Origin of the sequence: Streptomyces sp. HSW2009, from assembly GCF_040240285.1 — a bacterium.
Taxonomy (GTDB): domain Bacteria; phylum Actinomycetota; class Actinomycetes; order Streptomycetales; family Streptomycetaceae; genus Streptomyces.
Map to the genome: position 1 here is coordinate 1 of NZ_JBEHZD010000145.1, position 14804 is coordinate 14804.

A 14804-nucleotide genomic window follows, 5' to 3' on the forward strand; every position below is an offset into this window, starting at 1 on the left:
GGAGTGGGCAACGCACGGGGCACGGGGCACGGGGCACGGGGCACGGGGCACGGGGCACGGGGCACGGGGCACGGGGCCGGGTGCGGAGCGCGGTGCCGCGGCGCCTTGCGCGCGAGGTGCGGAGTACGGGGCACGGGGCGGGCGGCGCAGCCTCGCGCGTGGGGTTGCGGGGTGCAGCGCCATGGCCTGTTCTGTGGCGCGGAGCGTGGGGTGAGGGCGTCGGGCGCGGGGCGGGCTTGGAAGCCGGGTGGTCCCCTTGCTGTCCGGGCGCAGGGGCGGGGCAGGCTTGCGGCTCTCGGCGCGGTACGGGGCACGTACGGTACGGAACCTTGGGCCGGGTATGGGGGGCGCTGCGGCAGCGTTCGCAGGCTTCGTACGGGCCGTGTGCGGTGCTGCACGGAGCATGGGGGGTGAGGCCCCACGGGGCGGGACGGAGCCCTGGCCGTCGGGCTGCGGCAAGCTCCCGCCGGAGCACGGAGCACGGAGCACGGAGCACGGAGCACGGAGCACGGAGCACGGAGCACGGAGCACGGAGTGCTGCGGGGCCGGGTGGGGAGCGTGGAGCCTCGCGCGCGAGGTGCGGAGCACGGGGCGCCGTGATTCGTCTCGTGGGGCGGGGCATGGAGTGCGGGCTTCCGTTGCTGTACGGGGCGAGGTTGGTCGGGGCGTGGGTGGGTGATGCCGGGCCCGGGCCATGGGCATGGCAGTCTTAGACCTGCGTCATTTGACAGACAAGAGTTCGGGCGAGGAGCGGGCACAGTGCAACGCTGGCGTGGCTTGGAGGACATCCCCGAGGCTGCATTTTTCGGGCCTGGGGGACGCAGCGTCGTGACCATCGGCTCGTACGACGGTGTGCACCGCGGGCACCAGTTGATCATCGGCAGGGCCGTGCGGCGGGCGCGAGAGCTGGGTGTCCCGGCGGTCGTGGTGACCTTCGACCCGCACCCGAGCGAGGTGGTGCGCCCCGGTAGCCATCCGCCGCTGCTGGCCCCGCACCACCGGCGCGCCGAACTGATGGCGGAACTGGGCGTGGACGCGGTGCTGATCCTGCCGTTCACCAAGGAGTTCTCGCAGTTGCCGCCGAGCGAGTTCGTGGTGAAGGTGCTCGTCGACAAGTTGCGCGCCCAGGTGGTCGTCGAGGGGCCCAACTTCCGTTTCGGGCACAAGGCCGCCGGCAACGTGGAGACCCTGCGCGAGCTCGGGCGGACGTACGACTACGAGGTCGAGATCGTCGACCTCTACGAACGGGGCGCGGCGGGCGGCGGCGAGCCGTTCTCCTCGACCCTGACCCGCAAGCTGGTGGCCGACGGCGATGTGGCGGGCGCGATGGAGGTCCTGGGCCGCCCGCACCGGGTGGAGGGCGTCGTCGTACGGGGCGCACAGCGTGGGCGCGAACTCGGTTACCCCACCGCGAACCTGGAAACCCTCCCGCACACTGCGATCCCCACCGACGGCGTCTATGCGGGCTGGCTCACGGCAGACGGCGAAGTCATGCCCGCGGCCATCTCGGTGGGTACGAACCCCCAGTTCGACGGCACGGAGCGGACGGTGGAGGCGTACGCCATCGACCGGGTGGGGCTGGACCTGTACGGGCTGCACGTCGCGGTCGACTTCCTGGCGTTCCTACGCGGGCAGGAGAAGTTCGACTCCGTCGAGGCGCTGCTTGAGCGCATGGCCATCGACGTGAAGCGGGCGCGGGAACTGGTGGAAGCACACGACGGCGGCCAGCAGCCGTAGCGATCCGGCGCCTCGTTCCCACTCATGGCCTGCTGCTCCGTTCACCTCGGCGCGCGCTCCCAGCCGGTCGCCCCGTACGTCGGTCGCCCACCGGGCCCCGTACGCCGCAGCCGGCCTGCTCCCCGGCCCCGTGTCCTGCTCTGCTCCGCGCCGTTCACAGCGCCGCCGGAGCCCTTCTGCGGGCTCTACCCAGCCGGCCCGTGAGCCCCAGCCGCTCTGTGTGCCCCGTGCACGGTGCCTGTTCCGGTAGCGGATGCCGGCAGCCGGGGCTTCGCACGGTTGACGGTCGCCGGGTTGTCGCACGGCGGGTGATAGTCGGTGGAGAGCCGGCTGCAACGGGGCCCCGGGTCGCAGAGGACACGGGGCGGCGTGCGCTCCGTGGCGCGCGGACGGCGCGCCGGCTGCTGCCGGAGCGCGCTGCACCGCGGGCGCGCTGTTGCCGAGTCACCCACACACGAGGGGCGGGGTGCGCACCGTGGCATAACCCACGGTGCGAACCCCGCCCCTTCGTTCGTCGGTCGGTTACTGCTGTGGCGGCACAGGGGGCTGTGGCCACCCGGCCTGTTGCGTGTTCTGCTGCTGCTCCTGGTTGACCTGCTGGTACGGCCCGGGCTGGCCGGCCTGCGGATAGCCGTAACCCGGTGGGGCCGGTGGTGCCTGTGGCGTCGCGGCCTGTTGCGGATCGACCGCCGCCTGCGGGTGGCCCGGCTGTGCCCCGTACGCACCCGGCTGGCCCGGCTGGGGAGCCGGCTGCTGCCAGCCCTGTCCCGGCTGCGGCGCCTGGCCCTGGTACGCCGGTGGCACCGCCCCCTGCCCTTGGCCCGGCTGCTGCCCGGCGGCGTCGTACGGAGCAGCGGGGTGCGGGTATCCCGGCGCCTGGGGCTGCGCCGGTGCCTGCTGCTGGCCCGCGTATCCCGCGCCCTGGTGGCCCGGCATGGGAGGAGCCAGGTGCGGCGGCTGCGCGGCGCTGCCGTCCGTCGTCCACAGGCCCTGTTCCTGCTGGGCTCGTGAGAAGTCCTCGGCGACCAGCGCGGACAGGTGGAAGTACGCCTCGCGGGTCTTGGGTCGCATCATCGTGAGGTCCACCTCGGCGCCCGCTGCCAGGTGCTCGTCGAAGGGCACCACGACCACGCCGCGGCAGCGCGTCTCGAAGTGCGACACGATGTCCTCGACCTTGATCATCTTCCCGGTCTCGCGTACCCCGGAGATGACGGTGATGCTGCGCGAGACGAGATCGGCGTAACCGTGTGCCGAGAGCCAGTCCAGCGTGGTGCTCGCGCTGCTCGCCCCGTCCACCGACGGGGTGGAGATGATGATGAGCTGGTGCGCGAGGTCGAGCACGCCGCGCATGGCGCTGTAGAGCAGGCCGGTGCCGGAGTCGGTGAGGATGATCGGGTACTGCTTGCCGAGCACGTCGATGACGCGCCGGTAGTCCTCGTCGTTGAAGGTCGTCGAGACGGCCGGGTCCACGTCGTTGGCGAGGATCTCCAGGCCGGACGGCGCTTGCGAGGTGAACCGCCTGATGTCCATGTAGCTGTTGAGGTACGGGATCGCCGTGACCAGGTCGCGGATGGTCGCACCGGTCTCGCGCCGGACCCGACGGCCGAGCGTTCCGGCGTCCGGGTTGGCGTCGATGGCGATGACCTTGTCCTGCCGCTCCGTGGCGAGCGTCGCCCCGAGCGCCGTGGTCGTCGTGGTCTTGCCCACGCCGCCCTTGAGGCTGATCACCGCGATCCGGTAGCAGGACAGCACGGGCGTACGGATCAGCTCCAACTTCCGCTGCCGCTCGGCCTCTTCCTTCTTGCCGCCCAGCTTGAACCGCGAAGCCGCGCCGCCCTGCTTCTTCGGCTTCTGCTTGGTGCGCAGCAGCCGGTCGGAGGAGAGCTCGACCGCGGCGGTGTAACCCAGCGGCGCGCCGGCCCCGTGCCCCGCCCGCGCGCGCGGATCGGCGTGCGCCGTGGGCCACTCCCCGGAGCGCGGGTCCACGGGTGCGGCGCCGTGCGGCTGCGCACCGGCGGCACCCTGCGCGGGTACGGCCCCTTGCTCCGGTACGCCGCTCTGCCCCGGTACGGCGCCCTGGGCCGGGTACGGGCCGGGCGTGCCGTTCTGCGGCTGCTGACCGGCGTGCCAGGACGCTTCCTGCTGCCCTGGGGCGACGGCCTGGGGTGCACCTGCCTGCGGGAAGCCGTAGCCGCCCTGCGGGTCTGTACCCGGGACCCCGGCCGCTGCCGCGCCGGCCGCACTCGGCTGGGGGAATCCGTACCCGGCGGCCGGCTGCCCTGTCGGCCCCGGCTGGCCGGTCACGGGGGGCTGCGGGTTGCCCGGAGCCGGCTGCGGCGGTTCCGCCCCGCTCGCGCCGGCCGTCACACCTGGAGCCGGCAGGGGATAGCCGTAGCCCGCTGGCGCCCCTTGCGGGGCCGCTGCCGCCGGCTGCTGGTACGCCGCGGGCGCGGCTGCGGGCGTGCCGCCAGGCTGTGGGAACCCGTAGCTGCCGGGCTGGCCGGCCGCACCGGCGTCGAGGGCCGGTGCCTGGTGCGCGCCCGCCATCGGCACGGCACCAGGCTGCGCCCCGGACGGGGCGGCGCCGGGCGCCGGGGCCGCCGTGCCGGGCGCCCCCTGCTGCGGATAGCCGTAACTGCCGTGCTGTACCCCCGGCTGGGGCGCCTGGTGCTGAAGTCCCGGCGTGGCCGCGGGGCCCTGCTGGGCCGGCGCCTGCGGGGCGGGCAGAGTCCACGCCCCGCCCTGTTCGGCCGCGGGCGCACTGCTGGGCGCCGGCGGTCCCGCGGTGGCCCCGTCCGGCGTGTTCGCCCCCTGCGCCGCGGCCCCGTATGCGGGCTGCGCCGCTCCGCCCTGCTGCGCGCTCCAGGGCGCGGCGGTGGGCGACGGAGCGGCAGGGGCGTCGGGCGCTCCAGGCACGGGGCCAGGAGCCACGGGGGCCGGTGCGGCGAGTTCGAAGCTGGGCGGCAGCGGGGGCAGCCCGGCCTGTGGCGCCGCTGGCGGTGGCCACGCCGCTGCGGGCTGGTCGGCCGATGCGTACGGCGGCGCGGCCGGCGCAGCGCCCTGCTGGGCGGCGGCCTGGGACTGGGCGCCGCCCGGTACGGACGCGCCGTCAGCCGACTCGGCCGCGGCTCCGTCGCTGCGCAGGGCCGCGGCGGAGAACCGCAGGGTGCCCGGGCCGCCGGCGGTCCCTGAGACCGGCGTTCCGTCCTCCGCAGTGACGGTCGTCGGTGCGCTGGACGCCGCCGCGGGCTCGGCTCCACCGCCCGGCGCCCCGGTCGGGCCGCTACCCGGCTGGTCGGCATCGTCCCGTGCGGCCAGCTCCGCCATGTCCTTGTTCAGTGACGCGGTGGAGAACCGCACCGTGGAAGGGCTCCGTACGGCCCCTTCGCCGTCTCCGGCGTCGGCCCCGGCGGTGGCAACCGGCTGTGCAGCATCCGAACCAGCGGCACCCGAACCGTCGGGCCCACCGACAGCAGGCCGCGCCAAGCCCACCGCTGGAGCGGCGTCGTCGGACCCCGGTACGGCTACGCCGCCCGCCGCGGCCGTACCACTGGCCGCGTCCGCAGAGTGAGTCGTTGCGGAACCAGAAGTGGAAGGCGCGTACGAGGAATCACCTGTGGCATTAACGGGGTCGGCTTCGTGTGTCGGTGCGCCGGTGTCACCGGCTTCCGCACCGGGCCCCTCCGTAGCCGTACCCGAGGCGCCTTCTGGCGCCCCGTCCGAGCCTTCTGGCTTCGCTGCGGAACCATCTGCTGCAGCACCAGGCACGCCTCCCGGAGCGCCGTCCGGTGCGCCGCCACCCGCGTCGGAGTGCGCCGTACCAGCATGCGAAGCGGAACCAGAACCGGAGTTCACGTCCCCGCCCTCCGTCGGAGATCCGGCCGAGTTCGTCGACGGTGCGGCCGGATCGTGTGTGGGGGCCACCGCGGGCGGTGCCCACGAGGACTGGTAGGTGTCCGGTGCGGGCAGCCCGGGCACCGCGACGGGGCTGCCGGGCGGCGGCGGAGGCGTCACGGCTGCGCCGGCCGCGCCGTCGTACCCACCGCTGGCCGGCGGCGTCGTGGGCGCCGGCGGGATGGCGGGCCACGGCGCGGAAGACACCGAACCCGTCGGCGCGGGCGGCGGCGGGGTGGACGAGGCGAAGGCGGAGGAAGGCGACGAAGAGGACGAGGGTGAGGATGACGCAGCGTTCTGCGTGTACCAGGCGGGCGGGGTGTAGTCGATGGTGAATTCGCCCGTGTGCTCGGTATCCGCGTCGGACTGATCGTCGCCCGGGTTGGTTCCGCCCGTGCGGATCTCGTCCCGCTCGCTGCTCACAATGCCTCCTGCTGGTGTGGTCGAGCGCTCATGTGCTCATCCGGCGGGCCGACCGTTCCCGACCGTTCCCGTCGTGCGGTCGCTCGGCTTCCCCCATGGTGACGCGGAGCCACCACGATCGGGTTCTCCGCACTCCACACCAAGACTAATCACCATGCCCGCAACAACGTCAGGCCCGCCCCCTGACCTCCGTCTTCCCGGCGAAGGCGGGGGCACACCACGACGAGCCGCCCTTGTGCACCGGCGCGTTGGCCGGGCCCACCCGCCGCCCCGCCCGCCCCCGCGCGCGTCAGTCCACGCGGCGCGGAGCACCCAGCAGAGCCGTCTCGATGTCGGTGGCCCGTATCGAGACGTACTGCCGGAAACCTCGCGTACACCACAGGGTTACGTCATCGGGCAGTGAGGACAGCGCCTCCACGTCTGCATCGGGCAGTGCCAACACTCGCCCCACCGTGGCCGCCTCATCAGGCGAAACCCGTTGAATACCCACCAGATCGGCATGCTCAAGGAGGCGTGGTGCGACCTGGCTGACGTACGGCAGCAGCGTCAGGACCGACTGCCAGGGAGCCGACGCCACCCGGCCGCGGGGCGGGCGCATGCCGCAGTCGCGCACCCCCAGCACCGGGCCGCGGACCGACGGGCCCTGCGGAGCCACCCGGCCCACCTCGTGCGTCACCATGCAGGGATGGCCGCCGCCCGCCGCCTGCACCAGCGACGCCCAGGCCGGCGCACGGCCCGTCTCCGCGGCCACTCGCAGGCCCGCCCCCGCCGCGCGCAGCGCGAGGACCTGCGCGGTCCACAGGCCACCGACGAGAACGACGTCGTACGGGGCCGGCCGGCTGAGGCCGAGCGTGACGGGACGCTGCTGCTGGTCGGCCCCGATCACCACGCCGTCATCGCCGATCGGCAGCGACAGCGCGGCCAACTCCGACCCGCGCACCGCGTGCCGGCCCCGGCGCGGGCCGATCAGCCCGAAGCCGAACACGGCCCGCGCCCCGCGCCGTGACCCCGCCGTCGCCCCGTCGCCCAGCGAGCCGTCCGCCGCACCAGGAGCCGGCGGCGTCGGTGCCCCCTGCCGGTGGGCACCCCGGCCGCGCCCCACCGTGCCCCGGCGGTCGGCCCTGCCCGGAGCGCCCCCCGCGCCTGACGCGCGCGTAGCGGGTGGTGTCGATGCGCCGTCCGAAATGCCGGTCCTGCGCGTGGTGTTCGGGGCGCCGGCACCTGCCCCGACCGTCCTCGCCCGGTGGCCGGCGATCCCCTGCGGGGCGCCCGCGGGGCCCAACGGCGGCGTACTCATCAGCGGGTCCCCCCAAGTGGCAAGGTGGCCAGCACACCGGGCACCTGTTCACGGTCGAGTCGGACGAGGCCGGCCTCGGCTTCCCGCGCCGTACGTTCCAACATCCGCCGGGCTCCGACCAGTTCGTCGTCGCTGCGCCCCGTGATCCGCACGTGGCCGCTCAGAGCCACATCCCGGCCCCCGTCGCGGGCGAGTGTCAGGCTGAACGTCGTCGCCAGCACCGGCACGGCCGTCAGCCGCGTCACCAGACGGGGCAACGGCGTCGCGCTCGCCCCCAACTGGGGCCAACGCCCCACCCAGTACGAGGTGTGCCGACGGTCATCACAACGCCACGTGCGCGAGGTCTCCACGGTGCGCCGCGCGGCTACGCCCGTCGCATCGCCCGTTCCGGCGGCGATCGGATTGGCACAGGCGGCGGTGGCCACGGCCGCGACCAGCTCCGTTTCGGAGAGCACGGTCGCCCGGAAGCCGGCCCCCGCCAGCCGGCTGGCCAACTGGTCGGCGGCGCGCAGCAGACAGCGCTGGGCGCCGTCCACGCCGCCGCCCCTGGCCGCCACCGCCTCCGGACACAGTTCCGGGTCGAGCTTCAGCGCCACCCACGTCATGCGCAGCGCGGGCGCGCCCAACGGGGCGAGCAACGGGCCGTAGTTCCGGGCCGCCGCCGACTGCTCCGGCAGGTGCGGCGCCGGGGCGGGCTGCGTGTGCTGCACCACCTGGGCGGACTCCAGTCGTATGTCATCCACCTCCAGCCCCGCGCCGACCAGGGCCAGCGGCAGCGAGCGCTCCCCGCCGAGCGGGCGCGGCCCGTGATCCGCGGCCTCGACCCGCAGCACCGCGGTCAGGAACGTGCCGTCGCCGATCATGCCGACGTCACGCCGTGAACGGCCGGCGAAGGAGTACGTACGCAGGGCCGGCTCGCACTCAAGGACCGGGGCCAATCCGGGGTCGGTACCCGCGGGCACGCGCGTGGAGGCAGCACGCCGCAGGCGCCGCCGCAGCGCGAGTACGGTCCCCAACCACTCAGGCAGCGAACGCCGGCGCCGGCGCACCAGCGCGACCAGCACCAACAGCGCCGCCACGCCCGCAGCCGGAGCGAGCAACAGCCGATCGACGACCCAGGCGACCACCAACACGGCGGCGGCCACTTCGATGAGCACGAGCTGGCGCACCGGGAAGGCGCCGGAGCCACCGGACCTGGCGGCCCTCCGCGGTGCCGCCGTCGCCCCTGCGCGCGCCCGGCCACCCGCGCCCGGCCCGCGTCCCCCCGCGGGGGCGCCTCCGACCCGAGATGCCCCACCGGTGAGCGCCGCCCCCGTCATCGCGCGCCGCCCCGCTGTCGGCCCAACTCTGCGCGCGGGGAAGCGTCGTGTCCGCCTCGCTCGGCGGCCACGCGGCGGGATCGATTCAACTCCGAGCCGGTGGTCCCCGCCCCGGGCTGCCCCTCCGCCCCGCGCGCACCCCGCGCGTACGGGCCGTGCTCCCGGTGCACGGATAAGCCCACCCGGGCCATGCGAGTCATGTCGTCCGCCCCTCACGTCGCGCCGCCGAAGTCCGCACCCGGCCGCCGCCCCCACGCTTCGTACTCCCCGCTGTCATGTGCGCACCGACCGTAGCTTGTGGCGCCCCACCGCCCAAGCCGAGCCCCCCAACCTTGCATGGAGTGACCCGAGCGTCACGCACCGAACGCGTACCGGCATAGTAGGGGGCCGGTCTGACAGCGGCGGTCCGCGGACCGGATCCGGCCGCGCGACCAGCGTCGTTCCAGCACGGGGGAGGAGCCAAAGTCATGGCATCACGGCGGGATGAGCTCAACGCGTACACCTTCGCAAAGAAACGCGTGGTCGCCGCGTTCCTTCAGCCCACGCCCGCCGGCACCGAGGAGGGCGCGCCCCGTCCGCTCCGTGCCGTGCTGCCCGGGGCCATCGTCGGGGCACTGATCCTCGCCGGCTTTGGTGCGTGGGGGATGTTCAAACCCAAGGCCCCCAAGGGCTGGGACGAACCGAAGGCCAACGTCATCATCGGCAGCGACTCCACCACCCGCTACGTGATCCTGGAGACCAACGGCAAGGCCCAACTCCACCCCGTCCTCAACCTCTCCTCCGCCCGACTGCTGCTGAACCCCAGCAAGGGCAAGGTCATCAAGGTGGACGAGAAGGTGCTGGACAGCGGCAAGATCCCGCACGGGCCCACCATCGGCATCCCGTACGCCCCCGACCGGCTGCCCGGCGCGGACGAGGTGGCGAAGGCGAAGCACTGGGCGGTGTGCGAACAGCCCGGCGGGCGCGGCAGCACGGTGCAGAAGGCGACCTTCGTACTCGCCGACCGCGAGGCGGCGAAGGTGGAGGGCGAACAGCGGCTCCACGACGGCCAGGTGCTCTACGTACGGACCCAGAACGGGGCGCGCTACCTGGTCGACTCCGCGGGCACCAAGTACCTCATCGGTGGGGACGACTGGCGCCAGCGCTCATCCGACTACAGCGCCCCGTACGACAAGCTGTTGCTCCGCACCCTGGTCGGCAACCGCTCCGCGCATCCGCAGAGCGTCACCGATGACTGGCTGCGGACGCTGCGCGACGGCACGCCGATCACCTTCCCGCACCTTCCCGGCACGGTCGCCGCGGACGCCGGCATCGAGGGCCTGAGCGAGGGCGAGGGCCGGGTGGGCACGGTACTCAGGGCACAGACCGGAACCGGCCCGCAGCACTACGTCGTACTCGCCGGCAAGGTGCTCCCCGTCTCAGACTTCACCGCCGAACTCCTGCTGAGCGCACCTGAAACCGACCTCCTGAACCAGGCGGGGAAGGCGAAGGAAGTCGACGCCCAGGCGTTCTCGCCGGAAGGTGCCGAAGCCGCCTTCTACGGCGACCGCTCCTGGCCACAGGCGAAGTCGGTGCAGGTCAACTCGCTCGGCGGCGAGTCCGCCCGCGACACGGTGTGCAACGTCTTACGCGAGGTGAAGGGCGACGGGGCTACGAAGCTGAGCACCTGGGCGGGCACGGGCTTCCCCGCCACGATCGCGGAAGGCGGCAGCACCACCTACGTCACCCCGGGCACCGGGCTCCTTTACCGGGAGGCGCGGGGGCGCCAGGCAGCCTCCGGTTCGCTCTTCCTGGTCACCGACACGGGGTTGCGGTACGCGGTGCAGACGAACAACGACAGCAGCTCGGAGGAGAGCGCCATCGGCACGGACGGTAAGCCGAAGAAGCCGGGCGAGGAGGGCCAGCGCGAGGTCGACCAGGCCCGCATCCGCCTCGGCTACCAGGACGTCAAGCCGGTACGCGTACCCATCGAGTGGTCGTCCTTCCTGGCGAAGGGCCCACGCCTGGACACCACCGCGGCCCGCCAGCCGCAGGGAGCGTGACCACGGGGCGCCGATCCTCGCCGGGGGCACGGGGGCACGGGGGCACGGGGGCACGGGGGCACGGGGGCACGGGGGCACGGGGCACGGGGCGGGCGGCGCAGCCTCGCGCGCGAGGTGGGGAGTACGGGGCGTAGCGCCTTGGACGGAGCACGGAGCACGGAGCACGGAGCACGGAGCGACAGGGCTCCGTGTGTAGGGAGTACGGAGCGCCAGGTGGTACGTGGGGCGCACCGGCCGGGGGCGGGGCGGAGAGGACGGGCCCCGTCGTCCAACCGGGCGAGAGTGGCAAAGGCTTGGGGCGTTGGTGGCGTAGGCGTGAAGACACCGGAGAGGGGCGGACGGACGACGATGTGGACCACGCATCAGGCCATGCGAGCGGGGGCGCTTTCGGCAGCCGCGCTGCTGACGGGGCTGGGGGCGGCACCGGCCGGCGGGGCGGGCACGACAGCGAGAACACCGGCATATGACGGGCAGGCGCGTGCGGCGGTCTGGGCGGGCGTTGCTGGCCCGCCTGCGCGTGACACCCGGTTGGCACTGGACGGTGGCGGTGAGTGCACGTACCCGATGAAGAAGCAGTTCGCCGCCCGCCCGTGGGCCCTGCAACGCGTCGTGCTTGACGAACTCTGGCAGGAGACCAAGGGCAGGGGCGTCAAGGTCGCGGTCATCGACACCGGGGTGGACGACGCCAACCCGCAGTTGGCACCGGCCGTGGCCGAAAAGAGCGGGCTCGACCTGATGGCCAAGGGCAAGCACAAAGACCCGACGGCCGACGCCGCCGGGCACGGCACGAAGGTGGCCGGCATCATCGCCGCCCGCCCGAGGCGCGGTACGGGCTTCGTCGGCCTCGCCCCCGAGGCGACCATCGTCCCCATCCGGCAGAACGACGAGAAGGGCACGGGCACGACGAAGACGATGGTGGTGGCGATCGATCACGCCATTGCCGAGGGCGTTGACGTGATCAATATTTCGCAGGACACGGCCAAGCCGCTTTCACCGCATTCCGAATTGGCGGCAGCAGTAGAAAGGGCGCGGCAACACGACATCGTGGTGGTGGCATCGGCCGGCAATGACGGCCTGGACAACAAGGTGAAGGAGACCTATCCGGCGGCCTATCCAGGAGTGTTGGCCGTCGCCTCGTCCGACCGCAACAACGAACGCGCCCCGTTCTCCCAACGGGGCCGCTTCGTCGGCGTTGCGGCCCCCGGCGTCGACATCGTCTCCACGGTCCCCGGAAACGGTCAGTGCGTCGACAACGGCACCAGTTTCTCCGCTCCGTACGTGGCCGGCGTCGCCGCCCTGCTGCGTGCCAGGTACCCGAACTGGAGGGAAAACGAGGTCGTCGCCTGTATCGAACAGACCGCGAACCGTTCCATCAACGGCCGTGACAACAACGTCGGTTGGGGCGTCGTAGACCCGGTACGGGCCCTCAGCGGCAACGCCGGGCCGATCTCACGCCCCATCCCCGACCGGGCTCCGAGCCGGCTCAGCGCCCCGGAGCCAGCGCAGCTCACGCTCGGCGAGACGGCACAGGAGCGGCGCGAACGGCTGGCCACGTACGCGCTGGGCGCCACCGCCGTGGCGGTTGCCGTCATCATCGGCACGGCAACCGTCCTCCGAGACCGCCGCCGTCGAACCGCCCCCGGCACCTGACGCTGGTGCCGCCGGCCCGGCGGCCCACCGCCCCGTGCGGTGCTCCGTGCCGTGCGCTGCCGAGCGAGCGAGACCTTACGCGTCCGGCGCCAGGCCCGGCGGCACATCGCCGCCCAGCACACCTCACGCGCACGCGCGAGGACTGCGCAAGCCGGCTCGCCATTGCCGGCAGGACGTACGGACGTACGGGATACGGGTAGACAGCCCGTACCCCGTACTCTCTGCGCCTCGCGCGCGAGGCTCCGTGCGGCAGGGCCGCATCTGTACGTGACGACGTGGTGGACATGAGAGGGAGTGGTGAAGGGGAAGCGCGTAACTACGCCGTATCGAACCGTAATCGGAAATGATCTTCGCTCTTCTGTCTCGCCGCGGGAATCCCGGCACGTAAATGGTAGAAAGAACTCCCGCTCGTTAGTCATTGCACGGCGGGCTGCGTGACCGATTCGCTCCTTTTCGGGATGCACGTCTTCCGAATTGCGGGGGGAGGCCGATCGGTTGGCGAGCTCGCGTAAAGAGGTAGGCGCCCATGTCGCAGCCGCCACAGCCCCCAAACCAGCCACCCGGCGGCTTCGGAGCGCCGCAAGAACCGTCACAGGGCGGCTTTGGCGCACCGCAGCAGCCCCACGTCCCGCCGCCCGTGCCGCCCGGCCCGCCGACGCCGCCCCCGGTCCCGCCCGTCGCACCGACCCCGCCGCCGTGGGGCGGCACCGGTGGCTACGGGCAGCAGCCGACGCAGGCGAACCCCTACGCCCAGCAGCCGCAGTACGGGTACCCGCCCGCGGGCCAGCAGTACTACGGCGCGCCGGGCACGGGAGGCCCCGGCACGCCCGGCGCCCCGAGCGGCGGTCCCGGCGGTCGACGGAGCAAGCGCACGGCGATCATCGTCGGCGCGACGGCGGCGGTCGTACTCGCGGCCGGCGGCGGCGTCTGGGCCATCGTGGGCAGCGGCGACGGTGACAAGGAGCCGCAGACCAAGGGCAGCACGAAGCCCCAGAAGCCGGAGAAGACGGAGGCGCCGAAGACCCCGGAGGAGACGCCCACGCCGACCCAGGAGGAACTCGACCCCAACGAGATCCGCCAGGACGGTGAGGCGAAGGTCCTCTTCCAGACGCCGGCGCCGAAGGTGCCACGCAGTGGTGTCGACGTTCCCGGATTCTGGGTCGTGGACGACTACGTGGTCAAGGTCGTCGAGACGAAGGTCATCGCGTACGACAACAGTGGCGCCGAGAAATGGAACATTCCCCTGCCCAAGGCGGTGTGTGCGGCTCCGCCCAACGCTAATGACGACGGCAAGGTCGTCATTGCCTATGAGGGCCGAAAGAAGGACGAGTGCAGCCAACTCGCCCTGATCGACCTGAAGGCCGGAAAGAAGGGGTGGGACAAGCCGGCTCCCGAAGGCGGCATGTTCGGCGGAGGGCACAGCAGCCTGGGCATTGCGCAGAGCGGTGATGCGGTGGGGCTTTCGTGGTTCGGCGGTGCCGCCATGGTCAGCGTGAAGAACGGCAACGAAATCCCCGCCCCTGCCCTGACCGCAGCCTGCTCCGTCAAGGGCTGGGCGGGCGGCAAGGCGCTGCTGCGCACGTATTCGTGCAATGACGGCACGGCCAAGCTACAGAAGTTGGACCCGGCTACCGGAAAGGTCAAGTGGACGTATCCCGTGCGGAAGGGGTACGAGGTCTCCCGGATCTACTCCACCAGCCCGGTGGTCGTTCACCTCACCGATGACAAGCGGAAGTCCGGCGGTGTGCTCGCCATCAAGGAGGGCGGAAAGGAGCGCTCCGTCCTCGACCCGGGAAAGCAGACGTACCAACCGGACTGTGGCTTGGGCCTCTTCGGCTCCAACATGGGTGGTTGTCAGGGCGTCGTCGCCTCGGACGACACGTTCTACATGCCCACTGCGTTCCAGCGGGGCGGCACCTCCGGACTCACCACGGAGATCCACGCCTTCGACCTGAACACGGGAAAGAAGAAGTGGGAGTCGAAGGTCGACGGCCGCATGATGTCCCCGTTGCGGATGGACGGCAAGAACCTCATCGCCTACCAGGAGGCGACCTACGACAAGGCCGGCGCGGTCGTCAGCATTTCCCCGAACGGAGGCGCTCCGAAGAAGGTGGAATTGCAACTCCCCGCATCCACCCGGGAAGCGGAAAAGAGCTTCTACCGCAGTCGCCGCGTCTATGACGACAAGGGGCGCTTCTACATCGCCTCGGAACGACTGACCGGCAACGAGGCAGGCGAGAAGCTGATCGTGGCCTTCGGCCCCTGAGCGGTCCGAGGAACGCAGAGGGACCTACCTGCCCTGGCGGAGGGGGGGGGGGGGGACCGGGGGGCCCCCCCCCCCCGGGGGGTTTGGGGCCCGGGGGCCCGGGGGGGGGGGGGGGGGGGGGGGGGGGCCCCCCGCCCCCCGGGCGGGGGGGGGGGGGCGCCGGGCCCTTGGGGGTT

At 72.9% G+C, this 14804-nt stretch carries 8 protein-coding genes and 1 pseudogene; 5 read left to right on the forward strand and 4 right to left on the reverse strand.

Annotated elements, in window-relative coordinates; translation table 11 throughout:
* Positions 1-759 precede the first annotated feature (759 nt).
* A complete protein-coding gene (locus AAHZ94_RS13730) occupies positions 760-1737 on the forward strand; it encodes a bifunctional riboflavin kinase/FAD synthetase (protein ID WP_349993141.1) in 978 nt (325 codons plus the stop codon).
* Between the two features lie 522 nt (positions 1738-2259).
* Here the strand turns inward: AAHZ94_RS13730 and AAHZ94_RS13735 are convergent.
* Positions 2260-5097 (reverse strand): MinD/ParA family ATP-binding protein, encoded by a 2838-nt coding sequence (locus AAHZ94_RS13735; RefSeq protein ID WP_502964666.1) that lies wholly within the window; start codon positions 5095-5097, stop codon positions 2260-2262.
* A gap of 592 nt (positions 5098-5689) precedes the next feature.
* Between AAHZ94_RS13735 and AAHZ94_RS36440 the strand changes: the two genes are divergently transcribed.
* Positions 5690-5956 (forward strand): hypothetical protein, encoded by a 267-nt coding sequence (locus AAHZ94_RS36440; protein ID WP_502964667.1) that lies wholly within the window; start codon positions 5690-5692, stop codon positions 5954-5956.
* A gap of 23 nt (positions 5957-5979) precedes the next feature.
* On the opposite strand, the pseudogene AAHZ94_RS36445 reads toward AAHZ94_RS36440, so the two are convergent.
* The 3 genes and pseudogenes from AAHZ94_RS36445 to eccE form a co-directional block, all read right to left on the reverse strand.
* Positions 5980-6054: pseudogene (locus tag AAHZ94_RS36445) on the reverse strand (hypothetical protein); the annotation flags it as partial.
* A 289-nt stretch (positions 6055-6343) separates the two neighbouring features.
* The gene (locus AAHZ94_RS13740) at positions 6344-7039 is read right to left on the reverse strand and encodes a hypothetical protein (protein ID WP_349993143.1); all 696 of its coding nucleotides are present in this window, start codon (positions 7037-7039) and stop codon (positions 6344-6346) included.
* A gap of 311 nt (positions 7040-7350) precedes the next feature.
* Positions 7351-8670 (reverse strand): type VII secretion protein EccE, encoded by a 1320-nt coding sequence (gene eccE / locus AAHZ94_RS13745; protein WP_349993144.1) that lies wholly within the window; start codon positions 8668-8670, stop codon positions 7351-7353.
* A 467-nt stretch (positions 8671-9137) separates the two neighbouring features.
* On the opposite strand from eccE, the gene eccB reads away from it, so the two are divergent.
* The 3 genes from eccB to AAHZ94_RS13760 all read left to right on the forward strand — a co-directional run bounded on the left by eccB (position 9138) and on the right by AAHZ94_RS13760 (position 14628).
* Positions 9138-10712: a type VII secretion protein EccB gene (gene eccB / locus AAHZ94_RS13750; protein WP_349993145.1), complete on the forward strand. Its 1575-nt coding sequence runs from the start codon at positions 9138-9140 to the stop codon at positions 10710-10712.
* A gap of 348 nt (positions 10713-11060) precedes the next feature.
* Positions 11061-12362 carry a type VII secretion-associated serine protease mycosin gene (gene mycP / locus AAHZ94_RS13755; RefSeq protein WP_349993146.1) on the forward strand — a complete coding sequence of 434 codons (1302 nt, stop codon included), beginning with the start codon at positions 11061-11063 and terminating at the stop codon, positions 12360-12362.
* A 637-nt stretch (positions 12363-12999) separates the two neighbouring features.
* Positions 13000-14628, forward strand: coding sequence for an outer membrane protein assembly factor BamB family protein (locus AAHZ94_RS13760; RefSeq protein WP_349993147.1), 1629 nt, complete (start codon positions 13000-13002; stop codon positions 14626-14628).
* Positions 14629-14804 lie beyond the last annotated feature (176 nt).